Origin of the sequence: Vibrio gigantis (assembly GCF_024347515.1) — a bacterium.
Lineage (GTDB): Bacteria > Pseudomonadota > Gammaproteobacteria > Enterobacterales > Vibrionaceae > Vibrio > Vibrio gigantis.
Genome location: NZ_AP025493.1, coordinates 1,074,225 through 1,094,365, shown reverse-complemented (window position 1 = coordinate 1,094,365; position 20,141 = coordinate 1,074,225). Strand labels below are relative to the sequence as shown.

Here is a 20,141-nt window from a genome sequence, read left to right as displayed (position 1 = left end):
CTGTATTTGGGCGGTGAACTTTCCACTTTTAGCTGAACGATATTGTGGAGAGTTCTCGCTTTGAAACTGATAGGAACACGTATTTGCGTGAGTGAGTAGTAGTAAAAACGTGTTAGATCAATAAAGGATTATTTTATGTCATCATTATTTTTTCCATACGTAGGAGCCTTTTTTTGGGTCGGTGTATTGCTGTCTTTTGCAGCTTTCCTACGCTCAAGAGTTACCTTCTTTCAAAAGAATCTGATTCCTTCAGCTCTGATTGGTGGTGTGATTGGCTTTGTTCTTATGAACTTCGGTTTAATAGGTATGCCAACTCAAGAAGGCTGGAAAGAGATACCAACGAGCGCGTTTGGTGTGTTGGTTTCTCATTTGTTCGTGTTTGGTTTTATCGGTATTGGTTTAATCCAACAAGATGAACCTGAAGCTGACAAAGCTAACTCTAGCTGGGTAAGAAGTGGGGCACTTTGGCTTGCTCTGATTTACTGCCTTATCTACGCGATACAAGGGATCACTGGGCGTACTGTTTTTGAACTTTATTCGTACCTTACCTCGGGCGAAATCTTTACTGGTTACGGCTACCTAGTAAGCGTTGGGTTTTCACAAAACCCTGGGGCAGCTCAAGCTATTGGAGGTATTTGGGAAAATGAATACGGGGTACAAAGCGCAAGTACAGTTGGGTTAGCCTTTGGTGCCGCGGGTTTTCTGTTTGCTGTACTCATCGGTATTCCATTTGCCAATCAAGCGATTAAGAAAGGCTGGTTATCTGAAAAGCATTTATCCAGTATGCCGAAGCCGTTATTAACCGGCATCATGGGTAAAGGTAACTCTGAGCCTTGTGCACAATCTACGACTCATAGCGCGAATATCGACACTTTTGCTTTCCATTTTGCTGTGATGTTTGTGCTGTACGGTGCGGGTTATGTTTTCGCTTTGGCATGGGCGACATTCAGTTGGCCTGAATCAATTGAGAAGGTTAGAGGCCTTGGTTTCGGTATGCTTTATGTTTGGGGCATGTTAGCTGGCGTTATCACGCGAAAAACATTAAGAAAGGTCAAATCGTGTCATGTGTTAGATAACTCTACGACGCGCCGCATAACGGGTACAACCGTTGATTTCATGATTTGTGCAGTGTTCTTAGCGATTGGTATCAACGATATCCAGCAGATCATTGTCCCATTCTTAACGACGACGATTTGTGCTTCAGTGGTCAGTTTCTTCGTAATTGTGTGGTTTGCTCGTCGTATGCCTAAATACGGGTTCGAACGTGGCTTAGCGGCATTTGGTTGTTATACCGGTACAGTTGCTTCAGGTTTATTACTGCTGCGTATTGTTGATCCTGAGTTCAAATCACCTGCAGCGTTTGAGTTGGCAATCATGAACATATTTATTTTGCCAATTGTGCAGATTATTTACATTAACCTGCCATTTGTTCCATCAAGTAACTCGATCATGTTGCCTGTATTGACGGTCTATGTAGTGACGATGATTGCGTCTTTGTTCCTACTTGGTTTTGTTAAAAAGCGAGCTTGGTAGAATCAACGATTTAAGTTCATTCGGACATAAACTAATAATAAAACAGCGCTCATTCGCGCTGTTTTTGTATCCACTGTTTAACGAGCCTGAACTGTATCAGCAACCAATCTTAACGTGGCTCAAAAGCCAAAGACTGAATCGCTTCTGCAATAGTTGGGAAGTGAATTTTCATTAGGCACACTTCGGCTTTCTGGAACTCATGATTGCGAATCAGTTTAGTTACGCTTTCAAGCGAATATTGCTCAGGTCGTTTCGCTAGGTTCAGTTGGTCTGAGCTGGATTGAAGTGAATAGCTGTTACCTTCAGAATCAATGAGGTAATCATCTTTGCCCAAGATCATGTCTGAGCATTCTGCCTGAAAGTCACTGTCTGATGCGACGTAAATCAGTTCATCATCGCCGTCGAGTTTTACTAAAGATGGCCAACTGATCATTACTACCTCTATATCATGGGTGTTGAAGTTTGTGTCGACTATAAACAGTTTTCAAGATTGGGTCATCTATTGTCCTAGCTGCTTAAAACGCTACTTACTTAAAGATCGCCCCAACGGTGCAAAATAGCCTTGTATCGCGTTGTAGATTTCCTTTCTATGCGCGAGGTCTGGATAGAGAGGGAACATATCAGGTTTTGTTGTGCCATCGACTAGGTACGAGTTTTCGATATCTGAGCAGGATTCAATCGCAGACTCAAAAGCGCGCGCCATCATCTCTGTTGGTAACGAGAAGTAACGAGCAGACGTCGCTTTGTCGGCTATGACACTTCGGGCAACGTAATCGTGTTTATCCAAGTTATTCTCGCTGAGTAGCGTGGCATCGAACAGCGACATCAGACTCTCGTTTAATGGATGAGGTCGCACCTTTCTATCGTGTAGCCAACAATCGCTGGCAAACAAGATGTGTTTACGAGGCCCTGAGGTATCGCCAATCTCAAACGCCTTTTCAGCGATGTAGTGGTCAAATGCATGCCAAAACTCGTGGGCGAGCGCACCGGCACCTGCGTTTTTAGCTAGAGCTAATTCACGCTGGTTGGGCGCGTAATGCGCTTGCACGCCTTTTCTTCCGCCACTGCCAAATGCCAGCCCAAGTGTGCCACGCAAGCCTATCGCTTCAGGTGGCAGAGCCAAAATATAAGCCAGGTCTGCTAATGAATCGAATATCAAGTTCGCAGCTAAGTCCTTCTCTTCTTTGGTTACCCAAGCGCCCACACGAATGCTGCCCATACCGAAGGTCTGTTTAATGTCCATGAAAGACGCCTGATCGCCGTGTCGGTAGTCTGGGCCTTTGCGGGTTTTGTATTTAAAGTGAGTTAACTTCAAAGGGTTCCTCGGTAACGGACGTTAGGTAAAGTGGTGGACTCTTATCGGGCGCATTGTTTTGATTAGTCGCTTGCTGAGCCTCATCTTGTTTATGGAAAGAAAGTTAGCACTTTTGTGAGTAAATTACCGAACAAAATGAGTTAGGTTGAGTTCGAAAGTCTCTATGACGTTGGGTTACCTTTACGAATTATGAAAAGTGAAGGCTTATTATGTCTGGTTAACTCATGGTAAGAGTGGGCAAATACAGAGCCTGAAAAGTACTGGTGATTGAGTTGTAGTCTATAGATCCAAAGTTACTCAATTTGTTATTGCAGCCGTTTGCTATTGAGCGATACCATATAGGGCTATTTCTTTGGAAAAGATTTGATTATGTCAGATGAAAAACTCGCACTAGAGTGGATGCGCCAACAGGCACATAAAGTAGACCCATACGTTATCAATCCATCGTTTGATGAGTGCGTTGAGCTGCTTGATCCTGCTTTTAAGAAGGGCAAGAGTGTTGCGCAGTTAAAGTATCTGTTATCAGAAGCGGATCGTAGAGCTGGTGCCGCCGAGCGTAAACATGCTGCTTTAAAGTATGCCAAAGAGAAAAGCCCAAATGCTGGTCAAATTTTGCGTCTGCAAAGCAAGCTTCAACAAGTTCAGTTGGCTCTCAAACTTGCTACTGGCGACAACAACATGACCATATCTCAGTTCTGTTCTGAGTATGATGTGACTAAACGCGACGGTAACACGGCATGGAATGAAAAGTTGGTAGAACAGGGTAAAAGAAAGTAGTCATTAAAAAGCCTGAAAATTGCTTTTCAGGCTTTGTCGTTAATTCGTTTATCCAGAGCTAACCCCAGGCTAAGGTCGAATATTATTGAAGCTGACCTTCTGCATTCCGCCCTCAAGCTTCTCCAACTTAACCAAATCTCCTTGATAGTAATACGGTGCCATTGGCATTGTGCTGTTGGTTGGCCTTGCGTAGTGCAATACCGCGGGTTGCCCTTCAACTTGCTGCGCGTACAAATAACCAATCAACGCGTGCTCAAACTGATGGTAGCCGTTTCCCCAATGGAAAGCCTTGGTGCGTTTGGGTTCAAGCCCTACGCCGCCGTACTTGTGGTCGACCCACACATCATGAAACGTCGGCAGCGTGTATTGCAGGACTTCTTTCATTGAACCATCGACTAGCGATACCGTCATTGCAGCTTGGTCGAGCTCAGCCCACTCCCATGAGGAAGCCCAATTTGTGTTTGGTCTGCTTTGCCAGCCAGTAATCTCTCGTCCTTGCCATGCCTTCTGAAGTTTGCCGCCAAAGTATTGGGATACATCGGTGAAGTCTTTCTGGTACTGCGCTTGGGCTAAAGTGTGCTTCATCCCTTTCATACCGAACTCTTTCCATTCGGAGTTATCCAGTGTTTGTCCGGTAAGGTAAGTCATCCAATACGCTTTGATCGTGTGCCCAAAATCATTGTGATTGGCGTTTGGCATCATGGCTGCTTTGCTGTGAATGGCACCGTAGAAGCGTTGTTCATCTTGAGAGTGATAGTGGTCAATCATGGCTTGCGTCAGCCAATCCAAATCATCAAGCCATTTTGATTTTGTCGGCTCTGACAGGAGTGGCGCAATCAACAACATATAGCCGTTAATTTGATCAAGTTGCGCGACCAGCTCACGTTGCTTGGCACTGCCATCTTCACCATCAGCAAGAACCCAAGCAAGGCCGCTGTTATCGCTAAGTCGATATTTGTCGAAGATAAAAGCTTGTTGGGCAATGAGCGCTTGCTCAACTTTTTTGTCTTGGGTCAGGTAGTAGTACATCGCCAATCCAACTAATGCATAAGCTTGATCTTGAGAAGTTCGTTGTTGCCACTCAAGTCCCGCTTTACCGTCTTTGGTGAAGCTTATGAAGCCACCATTTTGCTCATCTTTTAAGTGTTCAACGAGGTAGTACGCTCCTTTCTTGGTAAGCGCTAATGCCTGTTTGTCTCCGGTTAGGTGGTAGAGCACGCCATAGGCATAGGTTTGGCGTGACTTCATTCGTGTGAACTCTTTGCCAAAGTGCGGCGTGATCCAGCCTCGGTCTAACTCAGGACAAACATTGGTCACATCAAGTAATGTCCCATCATCACAGCGAAAAGTCGGGAAGTTGCCTATCGGCTCTCCTTGAGCACTCGGCATCAACCAGTAAGGTGCTAATCCTTCGCTAGCATGATTAATCCAGTCTTCTCCAGTAGGAAGGGCAATATTGGCCGATACAGCGAAGCTCGTGACACTGAGTAATGCGATAGAGGCTCGTAACATGATGTTTATCTTAATAATTTGAGTTTGCTTGAATATAAACAATCAGCTCTGCACATTGTGGTTAGGTGATCACAATCAACCACATTATCAACGATGCTGAGTAAGTTTTTCAAAGTTCTGAGCCTTACTGGGTCAGCAAATTACTATTGAGTATTATCCTAAAAATGAATAATTAATAATGATTGTAAGTCATTGGATGAATTTTGGTCTCATTCGTATACTTGGTTCAAACAAAGGATGTTTTTTAAACAATTGATGTTTCAACTTTACGAAGAGATATGCTCAACATGAAAAAACTTCTACTCGCTTCGCTACTCACTATCAGTACATTGCCGGTCTACTCTCAATCATTTGATGATACTGATGACATCCTTAACCGCGCATCGCAGATCGAAAACCTCGAATACAAAATGATGGTACAACGTGCCACGCAAACCGCTATTCATTACATGCCAGCAGTCACCCAGATTGATTTTTTGAAAGCGACTCGTCGTGACTTGAATGGTGATTTCAATGACGTGGTTTACGTTAACGAACCTTTTGGCTCAGAAAAAGGCTTCCTCACGGCTAACGACACCACGGCTTATGCTTGGGCAACCACAACCTCTAAAAATGGCCCTGTTGTTATTGAAGTTCCGGCTGCAACAGACAAGGTGAATTACTTTGGCTCGATTGTGAACCAATGGGAGGTGCCGATTACAGATGTGGGGTACAAAGGTGCTGATGAAGGTAAGGGAGGAAAGTATCTATTCTTACCACCAGGTTACGAGAATGAACTTGGTACTAAGCAAGCGTTAGAAAGCCAAGGTTATTTGGTGTTTGAAACCGACACGTATTTGTATGGCTTTTCGTTCAGACCGTCGTTGACCAATGGAGCAACAGATTTAGATGCGGGTAATTACGCGAAGAAAATCAAAATCTACAATCTTGCTGAGGCCAAAAATCCACCAAAGACAGACTACTTAGACGCAACGGATGTCGCGTATGACAGCCTTCCGTATTACAACGAGACGTTCTTCCAAGATATTAATGATGTCATTCAAGAGAATCCTGTTAGAACACAAGATAAGGCGATGGTTTCGTTACTCAAAGATCTTGGTATCGAGAAAGGCAAAAAATTCGACCCGTCAGAAGAGCAGAAAAAAGCGATTCGTGAGGGAGTACTGATGGCGTATGCGCACATGCAGTCGAAATTCGTAGAGCCTGATCAAACGGTTAGCGCGCTATGGAAAGATGAAAATGGCAAACCACTTTCACAATGGTCCTTCTGGAACTTTGGCCCTCAGGCTCAGCTTGGCTTCCCATTTGTGGATGAAAATGAGGTGTTAGTCGATAAGCGTGCAGCGTCGTACTTTTATGTGACTTATTTACCGAAACAACTGGGTGGTTCAACCTTCTACCTAACGGGGCTGCGTGATTCAAAAGGTGAAATGTTAGATGGAAAAGCGACGTATAAGCTCAACGTGCCAGCCGATACGCCAGTTGAAGATTTCTGGTCTGCCATTGTTTACAACATGGAAACCAAGAACTTTGTTAAAGGTGTCGACCGAGTAGGACTATCTTCTCGAAACGCTGACACGATGAAAAAGAACCCAGACGGCTCTTACGACCTGTACTTCGGCCCAGAAGCACCAAAAGGGCAAGAGAATAACTGGGTGCCTACGGGCGGAGAAGATTACTTCTTGTTATTCCGACTTTACCGACCAACCTCGAAAACGTTCTTTAAGAACTGGATGCTAGAAGACATGGAGAAAATCAGTGACTAGCCAGCAATAGAGACTCAACCGTCTCTGGAAATAAATAGCCTATGGCGTGGATAGCCAAATGAAGATTACAAACTAGACAGCCTAGGCTACGTGAATCACATTAGATAAGAGAAATTATGATGAAAAAATCCATTATTGCTACGTTACTGATTACTTTAGGTTGTTCATCTTTTGCACTCGCTGAGCCTAAATATAGTGCCCAAGTACCAGAGAGTATTATCACCCCAAATAAGGTTGAGTCAGCCTATCTAGGAGAGCTGAACTATACCGATGGCGCACCTACTGAAGAAACGCACACTAAGGTGCAAGACTTTGTTCAAGTCTCCAATGCGGTTCGTGTGTTTCTGTCCGGTATTCCTGTTGCTTCGATACAAGGACTGCTACTGGGGCACGAAAGTATTGGCATGAAGCCGAACCAAACCATTGCGATTTCTGAAGACAACTTAGACGCCAATAGCTTGTGGTTAACCGCGAATACAACCACACCGTATATCACTTCTGAAATTGATGTGAAAAATGGCCCGGTTGTTCTGGAAATCCCCACTCCAGTACTTGGTTTACTCGACAATGCCGCGTTTAAATATGTAGACCGAATTGGTGTTACCCACCCAGACAATATCGCAAAGTCAGGCAAGTACTTTATCCGCCATTCCTCATGGGAAGGTGAAGTGCCAGAGGGATACATTGAAATCGTCAGTGAAGGTTATCAGCACTGGTTGTTATTGCGTCTTGTAAGCTCGCCAGATGAAATGCAAGAGAGTATTGCGACGCTGAAAAAGACCACTAAGCTTTACCCGTATGGAGCGAAAGACAACACAGAGTTCATGAATATTTCAGGTGTCGACTACAACACTATTCATGCAATGGATGCGACATTTTACGATGAGGTGAATGCACTCATTCAATACGAACCTACGGCTATTTTTGATGCTGAATGGTTGTCGTTAACCAAAGATATCGGAATCGAAAAAGGGCAGGAATTTGCTCCCAATAAGCGCATGCAGCAAATCCTGTCGGAAGCGGCAAAAATAGCAACGGCTGAAGCGCGCTCTACTTATTTTCATCCTAAGGAAGAGATGTTTCGCTACGAAGATAGACAATGGTTTACTCCGTTAGTCTCAGGGCATGAATTTAAAGACGCAAATGGGGTTATTGACTCTGATATGCGAGCAACATTTCACTTCATGGCAACGGGAATTACCCCTGATATGGTGACGAAAACCGTCGGCAAAGGTTCGGATTACTTATTGGCAACGCGTGATGCCAATCAGGAAGTGCTAGATGGTAGCCAGCACTACACGGTAACACTGCCGCCGAATGCGCCTGTAGAGAAGTTCTGGTCATTTATGATCTACGATAACCAGACGCGTTCCATGTTAGAAACCGACCAAAAATCTGCGGGTATAGATGGTTTGAGTGAAGACATTAGGAAAAACAGTGATGGTTCTATCACCATACACTTTGCACCTGATGCGCCAAAAGGAATGGAAAACAACTGGGTGCAAACGACGGAAGGGAAAGGTTTTAATATCATCTTCCGTATGTATTCACCGACAGAAAAATGGTTTGATAATTCATGGAAGCCAGGTGACTTTATTAAAGTAAACGAGTAATTCTATCAAAGTAAAGTAGCAGGCTAATCAAGATTGGATACACCTTTAAGTGGGTGTATCTTTTCGTGTTATGGTTAGTTCGTCTAAACAATGTCGTTGTTCAATATCGCAGAGGGATTATGCAAAAAGATATTTCATATCAATTGAATCGAGTCGACCTGAATTTGCTGGTGGCCTTTGACACATTACTTAGAGAACGCAATGTAACCAATGCTGCAAAGGTGTTATTTGTCTCGCAGTCGGCGATGAGTCGCAGCTTAAAACGGTTGAGAGAAACCTTCGATGATCCCCTTTTTATCCGAACCTCTACTGGCCTGACACCGACATCAAAGTCGCTAGAGTTAGGTCAAGAGCTGCAACACATTCTTCCGCAGTTGGGTGCGTTGTTTCAACGTAGTCAATTTGATCCTCGAGAATGTAATGATACGTTTTCGATCTCTTTGCCTACCTTTCTAGGAAGTACCATTCTTCCCAATCTAGCCTTAGGGTTATTTGAAGAAGCTCCTGACGTCAACTTGATAGAAATGGCCGCGAAAAGTAACCCTTACGACTTACTCGACAAAGGGAAGTTAGACTTTGCTATTCATTATTCAAGCTCGCTAGATCAAAAATACCAAGCGACAAAAATAGGAACAATCTATCCCAAACTGTTTGTTCGTAAAGACCACCCGCTGGTTGGAAAAGACACTACGTTAGACGAAATCATGCGATACCCTATAGTCGCTATGAACGTAGAAGAAGACCACAAGCAAGCATTCAACACGCCTCTTCAACAAGTTCTATTACAGTTGGAAAGTGACAAACGCCCAAAACTTCGAAGCACCCAAACTCATGTGTTGATGGAGATCGCGTCTCGTTCAGATGCGGTGATCTTTGGTATGAATGCGTTGAATGCACTGCCGGGTTTCGATAGCCAGTTTGTCGATATTTACGATTTTGTAGCCAGTAAGCAATATCACGTCGACCTATATTTACTGCAACATCAGCGTACATTTACATCAGCTTCGCATCAGTGGATAGCGTCGAAGTTCAGTGAGTTATTGAAGAGCATACTTTAAAAAGTTATCGTTTATCGATAATTTTTTATTGATCATCGTTTGTTTTGATCTTAGTATCCTCCTGTCAACTCAACAGGAACAATAACTATGTCTAACATTCAAAAACAAAGCCGACGTGTTCGCATGCTACTGCAATGTCTTTTTGCACTTGTACCAATCATGGTGTGTTACTTTTGGCTAGCCGTTCAAACTCCCTATGACTTCCTTACTAATATGGGTATTGTTCAGTTTTCTTACGAAATTGAATCTCTTACGACATTGCCATTAACTTTGACCACAAGAGTCATTGCGATGTTCACAAGTTTGGCCGTGTGGAGCATTGTTTTGTATGCGTTAATGGTTCTGATACGTTTATTCCGGAATTATGAACGCGGAGAAATCTTCTCACTAGAAAATGCAATGTCTTATCAGAAGCTTGGTTACTGCTTGTTTTACTGGGTATTTGGGTCGGTGATCTACGGTGCAGCGATGTCTGTAGTATTGTCGTTCAATAATCCTCCTGGCGAACGAATATTGGCAATTAGTTTTGTCGGCATGGATTTTTTAACCCTGATATTGGGTATGATTATCTTGATCATCTCATGGGTGATGAAAGAGGGTTATATTTTGGCCGACGAACACAGCCACACGATTTAAAGGACTTGTCATGACTATCTGCATTAATTTAGACATTATGATGGCCAAGCGGAAAATGCGATTGAAGACATTGGCAAAAGAAGTAGGGATTACAGAAGCCAACTTGTCGGTGTTAAAGAATGGCAAGGCCAAAGCGGTAAGGCTATCTACACTAGACAAGTTGTGTGAAGTGTTAGAGTGCCAACCGGGTGACATATTGGAATTTGAAGCGAACGTTCACCAAGAGAGCGCTACTGCTGAATAGCGAGTCAGTAGATCGTATTCCCTTATGAAAACAATGAGTCTCGAACTTATTCGAGACTCATTCGCTCCAGACTAAACAGGTTCTCCCGCCTCGTCTTCTTCAACGATATCCTTTTCTAAACTCGCCTCCGCCAACCATTTTTTTATCGACGGGCTATTCAACACACGTTGTTGATACTGTTGGGCCTTGTCCGAAAGCTTGATGCCATAGGTTTCGGCTCGCAGCGCTACAGGTGCAAACATCGCATCAGCAATCGACCACTCACCAAATAGCCAGCCTTCTGGATACTGTTCCATTTGCGCTGACCATATTGCATCGATACGAGCGATATCTTTCTGGGCACCCTCACTCAAAACCAGTTTTCTTTTGGCTCGGCAGTTCATTGGTAATTCATTTCTGATGTTGAAAAAACCAGAATGCATTTCTGCCGAGATAGCTCGGGCCAAGGCGCGTTCAGCGACGGAAGAAGGCCACGCAACACCGTCTAAATAGGCATCGTTTACGTATTCGAGAATAGCCAGTGAATCCCACACTGCAACGTCACCATCAACCAGAGTCGGCACTTTTGCAGTGGGTGTAACTTTCGCTAACGTGTCATAGAAATCTGGGGTGAACAGCTTAAGTTTAATGACGTCTGCGTTGAGGTTGTAGTGATCGAATATTAGCCATGCGCGCAGTGACCAAGTGGAGTAGTTCTGATTAGCGATATAAAGCTGCATAAATGCTTCCTTGCGTGTGGTGGGTATGCATTTGAGCTTAAGGGATTGTATTACGGCGCACTAACGGATAATTTTGATGCAATACATTAATAAAAACGATGGGTGGTGATTTCAATATGGATATTGATGCGTTGCGAGGCTTTCTCGCGTTTGTGGAAACCAGTAGCTTCACGCGTGCTGCGAAACAGATCAATCGCACCCAATCGGCATTTAGCGCGCAGATGCGTAAGTTGGAAGAGGAACTCAACGTCACCCTGTTTCAAAAAGAGGGGCGTAACTTAGTTTTAACTGAGGCGGGCTTAGCACTGCGTTCTCATGCGGAGCAGCTCGTCGCGCTCCACAATACGGCATTAAAACAAGTAAAGCGTTATGAGGATAAACAGCCTTTGCGATTAGGTTGCCCTGAAGACTATAACGACAGCATCTTGCCGAAAGTGATTAAGCTGTTGCGGAACGCAGAACCCACCTGTTCCATTCAAGTATTTAGTTTGCCGAGCATTACGCTTCGAGAGTGGCTTGATGATGGTAGGCTTGATGCTGCGATTGTCACTCGTGCTCCCGATAGCGAAGAGGGATATTGGCTAACCAATGATGTGGGCGTTTGGATAAGCAGCCCTGATTTTTTGTTTGATGATTCTAAACCTGTCCCGCTCGCCCTGTTCCAGACGGATTGTAAATACCATGCTGCGGCAGTGAATGGTTTAACCAAACAAGACACGCCTTATCAGCTTTTGGCGTGTAGTAATACGGCTTCAGCGCAGCGTGCAATCGTCAAAGCTGGGTTGGCAATTGGTGCGATGGGCAAGCTCAGTGTCACACCTGATTTGAAGATTCTCGATGATATGCCGCCGTTACCAGCGGTAGACATCGTACTGTTGCTCGCGAGTAAGCATCATCCGGTGTTGGATAAAGAGGTGCTCAATCTGCTGATTGAGTTAGATTCCAATTAGATTTGTGGCTTGGTGAGAGGCATTGATGCTGAGAGCAGTCCATAAAAACAAGGCCGAGAACATTGCGTTTCTCGGCCTTGTTTTTATGGAAGAGAGCGCGAATTAAGAGAGCTTAAATTTACTCAACTCCCCGTGTAAATCTCCGGCTTTTACTGTCAGCTCATTACTGATTTCTACCGACGATGTCATGGTGTCCATCACTTCCACTGCGGTGTCGTTAATGATGACCACATTACGGTTAATCTCTTCAGATACTGAACTTTGCTCTTCAGCCGCGGAAGCGATTTGATTGTTCATGTCGTTGATGACTTCAATAGCTTGGTTAATCTCAGACAGCGCTAAATGAGCTGCTTGAGTTTCGCCTTTGGTATCATTCGCTTGCTGTTGGCTTTGCTCCATCAACACCACGATAGATTGGGTCTCTTGCTCTAAGCGCGCCAGCATTGAGCGGATCTCTTCGGTCGAACCTTGAGTACGGTTTGCTAGGTTACGTACTTCATCGGCCACCACGGCAAAGCCTCGTCCTGCTTCGCCTGCGCGGGCTGCTTCAATGGCAGCATTCAGTGCAAGCAAGTTAGTTTGTTCTGCAATACCACCAATCTCGCTTAAAATGCCTTGAATAGCAGTGCTCGAATCGACCAAGTTTTGCGTTTGTTGCTGCGCATCATTTACTTGAACCGCTAAGCTATCAACCGCGCTGGCAGCATTGTCCATGCGTGTCATACCGTTAAGGCTATTACTTTGGACTTGGCTCGCTGCGGCAGCGGCTTGCACGGCTGAGTTCGCTACTTCTTGCGCAGTTGCACTCATCTCATTGATTGCAGTGGCCAGTGAATTCACTTCGTTTACTTGAGCGTTCAACTGGTCACGGGAAACTTCTGCACGCGCTTGACCTTCAGTCGCGTTCTTATCGACTTGGTCTGCTGTCGCCATTACAGTAAGTAGCATCTCTTGTATACGAGATAGGAAGGTATTGAACCAGTGAGCCAGTTGCGCGGTCTCATCTTTTCCTTTTACTTCTATGCGGTAGGTTAAATCGCCTTCGCCTTGTGCGGCATCTTTGAATCGCTCGACCAAGTTATTGAGAACTTTGCCCAGTGAGTTGGCGATCAATGCCATAGATATTATGCCTAGAAGAACGGCGACGATCCCCGCCCACACACCTTTCTCAAGCGCTTTCGAATTCTGCTCATCACTCCACTGGGTGTATTCGTCGACACTTTTTGCAAGGTGACTACTGGGAACCGACACCATGACTACCCACGGTGCGTCGCTAGTCTCGATAGCAGTAATGGCGTACTCATCTCCGCCAAATGTAACCAACCCAGCCCCAGACTGTTTAGCGATAGACTGAACACGCGACCACTCTTTTTCTAGCTCTGGTGAGACTTTCTTACCAACCATGTTTCCAGCACTGCTGTTGGCCAGTGTAATGCCTTTCCAGGAAGTGATGAGGATCTTGCCTTTGCCATCAAACAGGTCACGCGCAAACAATTCACTCTGGCTTTGAAGCTCGAACAAAGACAAATCAAAGCCAATTGAGCCAATGATTTTCCCGTCTTGTTTGATTGGTTGGCTGATGGTGGTGATGAGCTCTTGCTTACCTCGAACCGGGTAGAAATACGGTTCCATTACGAACGTTTTGCCGGTTTGGTAAGGCATTAAGTGCCAGTCGTCTTTGCGTTCACCATTGCTGTTGAGTTCAGTATTGCTGAAGCTCTCCATCGCGACTGCATCAAAGCTGTTTTGGTCATTGGGAGAGAAGAAAGGGGCAAGGTAGCCCTGACTGTTGAAACCTAATTCGCTGTTCAAGCTAATCTCGCCATTCAGATCGGTTTGTTGTGGCCATGTTTTGTTTTCCCACACCATGTAGCCAGCAAATACGGCTTTATTTTGTGCTTCTAGCGCGGCAGTAAACTGTTTAACGATAAGGTTTGCGCTAGCGTCCGTTTCTGAACTCAACTCTATGATTGAACGTGCTTGTGTTAAGTTGGCTAGCACCGGGTTAAGTTGGTTGGAAATGTTCAACCCTTGCTGAAGTGCCGTATTTTGTAAATCGCTTGTCGTAGCGTCGGTTAACTGTAGTTTTACTTTCTCTGTGACTTGTTTGTTCACATCAGTAAAAGCGCTAGTGGTCATGCCCATTGCGATCAACAGGGTGAAAGCCATCGCCCCGCCTGCACTCACCGCAATTCGCGTTCGTATACTGTTAAACATATGATCTCTCTAGCTAAATAGTGGTAGTTTTGGAGAGATTTTAAACAAGATAAATGAATGAAAAATTCAAGATAATGAACAGATAAAGAATGGGAAGATCAAATTTATAAACAGGATTGTGTTGGGCTTATCTTTATATTTGATGCATGGGTTCTGAAAGAGAAATAAATGTTTGTTTAAGGTTAAGTAACCAATTGTATTTATTGATCTTTAAACCTTATTGATAAAGTGGTCTTTTATTGGGCGAGAGTAGTGTTGTTTTCGCTTGTTACTGAATGTGGATTATTCATTATATGACAATGGTCACACTTAATTTTACTTAAAATCATTCATTCCTCCTATTTATGCGAGTTTCTATGTTTGTTTTATAAATCCATGCAAGACAAAGCTTGGTTCATTCTCTTCATTGAAGAATCCCCAAACTCTTTAGCTTTCGATAAATTGTATTACGACTGATCCCAAGGATCCGCGATGTCTTACTGATGTTCCCTTGGTTAGCCTGATAGGTTTGTAGCAAGGTTTCTTCAACGGTACTTCTTAAATCTGCATTTGGCTTACCTTCGATGATACGAGAAGCAGTAATCTGGTGATGACTATCTTGAGCTAAAGAGGTGAGGTGCTGAGCAAGGTGGCTAGGCACATGCTCGAGTGTGAGTTGTGGTTCGTCACTCGCCAGTAAAGTGGCGACTTTGATTAGGTTGTCTAACTCGCGGATATTACCCGGCCATGAATAGGCGCATAGCAACCCCATCAAATGTGGGCAGATTGTCTGCTCACCTTCGGCGTATTTACTGTGAATGTGCTCGATTAAAGCATGCTTATCTTGTCGGTGTTGCAAGCTTGGCAAGGTAAAGGCTAAGCCATTGAGTCTGTAATACAGGTCTTGCCTAAACTCTCCTGCTGCGACTAACTGTTCTAGGTTTTTATGTGTGGCAGCGATGATCTGGCAATCGACTTGGTAGCTTTGATTGGAACCAACTGGCACCACGGATTTGTCTTGCAGAACATGCAGTAGTCGGCACTGAGCTTCTAAAGGCATATCGGCTATCTCATCGAGAAATAGAATTCCTTTATCTGCTTGGCGGATCTTGCCTTGGAAGCCCTTGTGGCTTGCTCCCGTAAAGGCGCCCGGCGCGTAACCAAACAATTCAGATTCGATAAGATCTTTAGGCAACGCGCCACAATTGACTGCTACTAAGGGTGATGATTTACGCTGGCTTTGCTTGTGTAACGCTTTAACAAACTCGCCCTTACCGACACCTGTTTCACCTAGAATTAATAGGCTAATGCCTTTGTCGATAACCTTATTGGCCTGCTGCCAAGCGTGTTCTATCTGTTGTTCACCATGGTGCAAATCACACGATGCTGAAATAGAGCGTGTGCGCTTGGTTACTGGTCGTTTGAGGTGCTGTTTTTCAAACACAAAGGGCGCATCTATTGAAGTTCGGTTGAAGAGGGTATCGATACTCTCACCGACGATCGAGATTTGATCTAAAAGTTGAGAGGCGACCTGATTGTGCGCGACCACCTCTCCAGCTTCATTGGCTATTACAATCCCTTGCCAACCACTGTGAAGTAGCGATTTATCGCACGCGAGATCAATACGAGTCGTGCCTTGTGGGATATGGCTCAATAGCTGATTCTCAATAAGCTGAACCATATTTTGAACGAGTAGCTGCACCGAACTGTCGTGTTGTTGCTGCTCACTGGTAATGTCCAATACGCCAACCATCTGGCCTTGATGATCAAACACAGGGCTTGCTGAACAACTTATAAACCGATGCTGGTGGATGAAGTGCTGTTCACCAATGATAGTCACTGGTTTGGCTTCCACAATGGCGGTGCCAATCGCGTTGGTACCCTTGAGTTGTTCCTGCCAACAGGCACCAGAGCTGAGTGCAATCGAAGTCAGTTTTTCTTTAAATCTCTCTTGTCCCCAACTAGCCAGAATCACCCCTTCAATGTCGGTCAAGATCAAACGACTGTCGGTACGTGCAAACATCTGGTTGAACAGAGGCAGTGCATTGCGCTCGACGATTTGAATCAAGCTCGATGATTGATGACGTCGCTGCTTAAGAATCGATTGTGGCAGACGAATATCTTCGGGAAGTCGTCTTTGTTTTAGCCCCGCTTCTGTGCTGCGGTGCCAAGAGGACGAAAGCCAATCTGAGTTTTGTGTGTGTTGAAGTTGCATGACTGTTCCATGTCGTAACAGTGAGGGTGTACCAAATTGGAACAGTTGAACACTGGAGTGGTTTCCACACGTCCGTTCAATGCCAACTCACTTTGGGTTGTAAACGTTTGGTAATCATAGTTTTACAATTTATTAACAACAAGTTTTGAAGTTCTGGCGTGTGATTTGCGTTGTTACTATGGTGAAGAAAACACGAAGTATCAGTGTTTTAAACAGAAAGAATAAACATGGCGGGTTTTGTTTACGTGTTCTTTTCTTTCGGGAAGACGCCATGCTAGCTCGACAACATAAGCTCAACAACGAATGAGCAACGACTAAAAATCAAAGAAGGATCTAACTATGATTTACGCACAGCCGGGTAGTGATAACGCAGTGGTGAACTTTAAAGCTCAATACGATAATTTTATCGGTGGTGAGTGGGTGAAGCCTGTCAGCGGCGAGTATTTTGATAACACTTCCCCAGTGAATGGTCAGGTGTATTGCCAAGTGGCACGTTCAACCGAAGCAGATATTAGCTTAGCACTCGATGCAGCGCATGCAGCTCGTGCGAGTTGGGCAGCAACCAGTGTAACTGAGCGCTCTAATATCCTACTTAAAATTGCTGACCGTATTGAAGCAAATCTAGAAGAGATCGCGGTTGCTGAGACGTGGGAAAACGGCAAACCTGTGCGTGAAACTCTGGCGGCAGATATTCCGTTGGTTGTCGATCACTTCCGCTACTTTGCGGGGTGTATTCGAGCGCAAGAAGGCAGCGCAGCTGAGCTAGATTCAAACACCGCTAGCTACCACTTCCCAGAACCAATTGGTGTGGTTGGGCAGATCATTCCTTGGAACTTCCCGATTCTAATGGCGGCTTGGAAACTGGCTCCTGCTTTAGCAGCAGGCTGTTGTGTCGTGATGAAGCCTGCCGAGCAAACTCCGACTTCTATTTTGGTTATGATGGAGAAAATTGCAGATCTCCTGCCTGCTGGCGTGGTCAACATCGTCAATGGTTTTGGTAGTGAAGCGGGTCAGGCTCTCGCGACCAGTAATCGCATTGCTAAGTTAGCATTTACGGGTTCAACTGAAGTTGGTCATCATATTCTGAAGTGTGCTGCTGAAAGCTTGATTCCATCAACGGTAGAGCTTGGCGGTAAGTCTCCAAACATCTACTTCCCAGATATCTTTAACCATGAAGATGAATACCTAGATAAGTGTGTCGAAGGTATGTTGCTGGCGTTCTTTAACCAAGGTGAGGTGTGTACCTGTCCTTCGCGTGTGTTGATCCATGAATCGGTATACGACAAGTTCATTGCGAAAGTGGTCGAGCGTGCCCAAACTATCAAACAAGGTAACCCATTAGATACCGAAACTCAGGTTGGCGCACAAGCCTCTCAAGAGCAGTTCGATAAGATTCTTAGCTATCTTGAGATTGGCCGCCAAGAAGGCGCGAAAGTGCTGACAGGTGGCGAAATCGCGCAGCAACCAGATGATTTAGGTAATGGTTACTACATCCAGCCAACCATGCTCGAAGGACACAACAAAATGCGTGTTTTCCAAGAAGAGATCTTTGGCCCTGTTATCGCTGTCACTACCTTCAAAGATGAAGCGGAAGCTCTAGAGATTGCCAACGATACCGAGTATGGCTTGGGCGCAGGTGTATGGACGCGTGATGCTAACCTTGCTTATCGCATGGGTCGTAATATCGAAGCGGGTCGTATTTGGGTTAACTGTTACCATGCTTACCCAGCACATGCGGCGTTTGGAGGTTACAAGAAATCTGGCATTGGCCGTGAGACACATAAGATGATGCTCGACCACTATCAAAATACCAAGAACCTACTGATCAGCTACGATACCAATCCATTAGGTTTTTTCTAATTAAACAAAAAATGGATTCAGGGTAGTATTTGAACTCAATACAAAGCGCCGTATCAACGGCGCTTTTTCCCATTTTATTGCCCCGATCCTTGATGGTTTGACTCATTTTTTTGCAGTGTAATCGAGTCGAGTTCACCTAAGTGTTTTACAAACAACTCGAGTAGTTTGGGCTGTCTAGGGTGGTATGCACTCAGTAGTACCATCTTCCGGTTGTATTTCTTGTTGGCTATTGGTGTGATGGTGATGTGTTCATCAAAGAGCTCCAAGCCAGGCCAGACTGGAACTATTGATACTCCAACGTCTTCCATCACAAGCTGAACAATCGCCTCAAGGGAATCTAGGTCGAAAATGGTATTTTTAGTCATGCCCGTGTCGTTCATGAATCGTTCCGACATTTGCCCGCCCCAACAGGTAGGGTCATACCTAATGTAAGCGTTGTTGTCGAGTATACTTGCAATTGACCCTTGAATCGTTTTGTTATGAATTAATGCAAGAGGCTCGTTTCTCAATTCCCTACATCGCAATGTTTTCGGAATGACTGAGGGAGGGGCAACGACAATAGCTGCATCAAGGTCGCCATTGATAAGGCTCCGATTTAAGTCGATAGAATTCCCAGGAATGATATGAAATTTTGCCTGTGGCGCAACTTTGCGTATGGACTTGAGAGTCGATGGGATAAACGCGGTTAATGACGTTGAGTTAGCCCCCACTCTTAACGTTCCATCTAATCCCGACCCTTGCGCAACTTCAATAAGATCACGAGTCTCTCTGATGATCGATTTTGCTTTAGGGACAACCGCCAAACAGGCATATGTAGCCTGAACAGTACTTCCTGCTCGTCTAAACAACTTACAATTAAACTCGCCCTCTAACGCTTGAATCCTTTGACTGATCGCTGCTGGTGTTATGCCTTGCGCACGAGCTGCAGCGGCTATTGACCCTTCCTCTGCGACTGCGACAAGGCTTTCAAGAAATCGAATGTCCATAGGTTTCCTTACGAATGAATATATAAAAACTTAGTTTTTCTACTTTTATGTGATGAGTAAACTAGCTACAACTACGGCTTAAGTCTAGAGCCGATGTCACTTTAAAAGGAAGCTTAAATGAATTTTGATTTGTGGTTTGCGTTTTTGATGGCGTGCATTGTTTTAGCTGTTTCTCCTGGTGCAGGAGCCGTGAATATGATGTCAATAACAATGAAATACGGCTTTCGCCGAAGCTTGATTTCAAACCTTGGGTTACAAGTTGGAAATATGTTCAATATTGTGATGGTTGGTGTTGGACTTGGCGCTGTTCTTGCCCAATCAGAAGTTGCGTTTATCGCTATAAAGTGGGTTGGGGCATTCTACCTAATTTATTTGGGCATCAAGAAGTTTACAGAGACGGTGGATAATACACATTACAAAGGACACCAGCAGAAAGTCAGTGGCTTGAAAATGTTTTGTCAGTCGGTGATTGTCAACGTTACCAATCCTAAAAGTATTGTTTTCCTTGTAGCTCTTTTGCCCCAGTTTATTGTGTCAAGCAGTCCCCATGTAGAGCAGATACTAGTGCTAGGCAGTACTTTACTTACAGTCGATATGCTTGTGATGTGTGGTTATGCACTGTTAGCCAGTCGTTTGACCGGATTAGTGCAGAATCGCCGCCATATGATTGTGCAAAACCGTATTTTCGGTAGTGTATTTATTGGTACAGGCAGTTTATTGGCAATGGCTGGACGAAGCTAATGCGAGTTTGGTGGTTACAA

General features: G+C 44.7%; 17 protein-coding genes. 10 read left to right on the top strand and 7 right to left on the bottom strand.

Annotated elements, in window-relative coordinates; all coding sequences use genetic code 11:
• Positions 1-135: 135 nt before the first annotated feature.
• Positions 136-1,533 carry a sodium/glutamate symporter gene (locus tag OCV56_RS21000; protein ID WP_086714436.1) on the top strand — a complete coding sequence of 466 codons (1,398 nt, stop codon included), beginning with the start codon at positions 136-138 and terminating at the stop codon, positions 1,531-1,533.
• Positions 1,534-1,642: 109 nt separating this feature from the next.
• On the opposite strand, the gene OCV56_RS20995 is transcribed toward OCV56_RS21000, so the two are convergent.
• Together OCV56_RS20995 and OCV56_RS20990 are read right to left on the bottom strand one after the other, a co-directional pair.
• Positions 1,643-1,966: a DUF4144 domain-containing protein gene (locus tag OCV56_RS20995; protein ID WP_086714435.1), complete on the bottom strand. Its 324-nt coding sequence runs from the start codon at positions 1,964-1,966 to the stop codon at positions 1,643-1,645.
• Positions 1,967-2,056: 90 nt separating this feature from the next.
• The gene (locus OCV56_RS20990) at positions 2,057-2,848 is read right to left on the bottom strand and encodes a CLCA_X family protein (protein ID WP_086714433.1); all 792 of its coding nucleotides are present in this window, start codon (positions 2,846-2,848) and stop codon (positions 2,057-2,059) included.
• A 369-nt stretch (positions 2,849-3,217) separates the two neighbouring features.
• Between OCV56_RS20990 and OCV56_RS20985 the strand changes: the two genes are divergently transcribed.
• Positions 3,218-3,625 carry a hypothetical protein gene (locus OCV56_RS20985; protein ID WP_076651018.1) on the top strand — a complete coding sequence of 136 codons (408 nt, stop codon included), beginning with the start codon at positions 3,218-3,220 and terminating at the stop codon, positions 3,623-3,625.
• A 69-nt stretch (positions 3,626-3,694) separates the two neighbouring features.
• On the opposite strand, the gene OCV56_RS20980 is transcribed toward OCV56_RS20985, so the two are convergent.
• Positions 3,695-5,137: an AGE family epimerase/isomerase gene (locus OCV56_RS20980; RefSeq protein ID WP_086714431.1), complete on the bottom strand. Its 1,443-nt coding sequence runs from the start codon at positions 5,135-5,137 to the stop codon at positions 3,695-3,697.
• Positions 5,138-5,424: 287 nt separating this feature from the next.
• Between OCV56_RS20980 and OCV56_RS20975 the strand changes: the two genes are divergently transcribed.
• From OCV56_RS20975 to OCV56_RS20955, 5 genes are all read left to right on the top strand, one after another.
• A complete protein-coding gene (locus OCV56_RS20975; protein ID WP_086714894.1) occupies positions 5,425-6,903 on the top strand; it encodes a DUF1214 domain-containing protein in 1,479 nt (492 codons plus the stop codon).
• Between the two features lie 116 nt (positions 6,904-7,019).
• Positions 7,020-8,516 (top strand): DUF1254 domain-containing protein, encoded by a 1,497-nt coding sequence (locus OCV56_RS20970; protein ID WP_228761166.1) that lies wholly within the window; start codon positions 7,020-7,022, stop codon positions 8,514-8,516.
• A gap of 119 nt (positions 8,517-8,635) precedes the next feature.
• Entirely contained in the window at positions 8,636-9,574 is a 939-nt protein-coding gene (locus tag OCV56_RS20965; RefSeq protein ID WP_086714429.1) for a LysR family transcriptional regulator, read from the top strand.
• An 87-nt stretch (positions 9,575-9,661) separates the two neighbouring features.
• Positions 9,662-10,210, top strand: coding sequence for a DUF2975 domain-containing protein (locus tag OCV56_RS20960; RefSeq protein ID WP_086714427.1), 549 nt, complete (start codon positions 9,662-9,664; stop codon positions 10,208-10,210).
• 10 nt (positions 10,211-10,220) lie between these two features.
• Positions 10,221-10,454, top strand: coding sequence for a helix-turn-helix domain-containing protein (locus OCV56_RS20955; protein WP_086714425.1), 234 nt, complete (start codon positions 10,221-10,223; stop codon positions 10,452-10,454).
• Between the two features lie 71 nt (positions 10,455-10,525).
• Here the strand turns inward: OCV56_RS20955 and OCV56_RS20950 are convergent, their stop codons facing one another.
• Positions 10,526-11,173 (bottom strand): glutathione S-transferase family protein, encoded by a 648-nt coding sequence (locus OCV56_RS20950; RefSeq protein WP_086714423.1) that lies wholly within the window; start codon positions 11,171-11,173, stop codon positions 10,526-10,528.
• A 98-nt stretch (positions 11,174-11,271) separates the two neighbouring features.
• Between OCV56_RS20950 and OCV56_RS20945 the strand changes: the two genes are divergently transcribed.
• Positions 11,272-12,123: a LysR family transcriptional regulator gene (locus tag OCV56_RS20945; protein WP_086714421.1), complete on the top strand. Its 852-nt coding sequence runs from the start codon at positions 11,272-11,274 to the stop codon at positions 12,121-12,123.
• Positions 12,124-12,225: 102 nt separating this feature from the next.
• Here the strand turns inward: OCV56_RS20945 and OCV56_RS20940 are convergent, their stop codons facing one another.
• Together OCV56_RS20940 and OCV56_RS20935 are read right to left on the bottom strand one after the other, a co-directional pair.
• Positions 12,226-14,340 (bottom strand): methyl-accepting chemotaxis protein, encoded by a 2,115-nt coding sequence (locus OCV56_RS20940; protein WP_086714420.1) that lies wholly within the window; start codon positions 14,338-14,340, stop codon positions 12,226-12,228.
• Between the two features lie 403 nt (positions 14,341-14,743).
• Positions 14,744-16,534 (bottom strand): sigma-54-dependent Fis family transcriptional regulator, encoded by a 1,791-nt coding sequence (locus tag OCV56_RS20935; protein WP_086714418.1) that lies wholly within the window; start codon positions 16,532-16,534, stop codon positions 14,744-14,746.
• 339 nt (positions 16,535-16,873) lie between these two features.
• Between OCV56_RS20935 and exaC the strand changes: the two genes are divergently transcribed.
• Positions 16,874-18,394 carry an acetaldehyde dehydrogenase ExaC gene (gene exaC / locus OCV56_RS20930; RefSeq protein ID WP_086714416.1) on the top strand — a complete coding sequence of 507 codons (1,521 nt, stop codon included), beginning with the start codon at positions 16,874-16,876 and terminating at the stop codon, positions 18,392-18,394.
• A 74-nt stretch (positions 18,395-18,468) separates the two neighbouring features.
• Here the strand turns inward: exaC and OCV56_RS20925 are convergent, their stop codons facing one another.
• Entirely contained in the window at positions 18,469-19,380 is a 912-nt protein-coding gene (locus tag OCV56_RS20925) for a LysR family transcriptional regulator (RefSeq protein ID WP_086714414.1), read from the bottom strand.
• A 117-nt stretch (positions 19,381-19,497) separates the two neighbouring features.
• Here OCV56_RS20925 and rhtB point away from each other — a divergent pair, with 117 nt between their 5' ends.
• The gene (rhtB, locus tag OCV56_RS20920) at positions 19,498-20,121 is read left to right on the top strand and encodes a homoserine/homoserine lactone efflux protein (RefSeq protein WP_086714413.1); all 624 of its coding nucleotides are present in this window, start codon (positions 19,498-19,500) and stop codon (positions 20,119-20,121) included.
• Positions 20,122-20,141: the final 20 nt, after the last annotated feature.

Coding starts and splice junctions, on each gene's coding strand:
- OCV56_RS20975 (WP_086714894.1), top strand. CDS start 5,425: ATGAAAAAACTTCTACTCGCTTCGCTACTCACTATCAGTACATTGCCG.
- OCV56_RS20935 (WP_086714418.1), bottom strand. CDS start 16,534: ATGCAACTTCAACACACACAAAACTCAGATTGGCTTTCGTCCTCTTGG.
- rhtB (WP_086714413.1), top strand. CDS start 19,498: ATGAATTTTGATTTGTGGTTTGCGTTTTTGATGGCGTGCATTGTTTTA.
- OCV56_RS20985 (WP_076651018.1), top strand. CDS start 3,218: ATGTCAGATGAAAAACTCGCACTAGAGTGGATGCGCCAACAGGCACAT.
- OCV56_RS20950 (WP_086714423.1), bottom strand. CDS start 11,173: ATGCAGCTTTATATCGCTAATCAGAACTACTCCACTTGGTCACTGCGC.
- OCV56_RS20970 (WP_228761166.1), top strand. CDS start 7,020: ATGATGAAAAAATCCATTATTGCTACGTTACTGATTACTTTAGGTTGT.
- OCV56_RS20940 (WP_086714420.1), bottom strand. CDS start 14,340: ATGTTTAACAGTATACGAACGCGAATTGCGGTGAGTGCAGGCGGGGCG.
- OCV56_RS21000 (WP_086714436.1), top strand. CDS start 136: ATGTCATCATTATTTTTTCCATACGTAGGAGCCTTTTTTTGGGTCGGT.
- OCV56_RS20945 (WP_086714421.1), top strand. CDS start 11,272: ATGGGTGGTGATTTCAATATGGATATTGATGCGTTGCGAGGCTTTCTC.
- OCV56_RS20955 (WP_086714425.1), top strand. CDS start 10,221: ATGACTATCTGCATTAATTTAGACATTATGATGGCCAAGCGGAAAATG.
- exaC (WP_086714416.1), top strand. CDS start 16,874: ATGATTTACGCACAGCCGGGTAGTGATAACGCAGTGGTGAACTTTAAA.
- OCV56_RS20965 (WP_086714429.1), top strand. CDS start 8,636: ATGCAAAAAGATATTTCATATCAATTGAATCGAGTCGACCTGAATTTG.
- OCV56_RS20980 (WP_086714431.1), bottom strand. CDS start 5,137: ATGTTACGAGCCTCTATCGCATTACTCAGTGTCACGAGCTTCGCTGTA.
- OCV56_RS20925 (WP_086714414.1), bottom strand. CDS start 19,380: ATGGACATTCGATTTCTTGAAAGCCTTGTCGCAGTCGCAGAGGAAGGG.
- OCV56_RS20995 (WP_086714435.1), bottom strand. CDS start 1,966: ATGATCAGTTGGCCATCTTTAGTAAAACTCGACGGCGATGATGAACTG.
- OCV56_RS20960 (WP_086714427.1), top strand. CDS start 9,662: ATGTCTAACATTCAAAAACAAAGCCGACGTGTTCGCATGCTACTGCAA.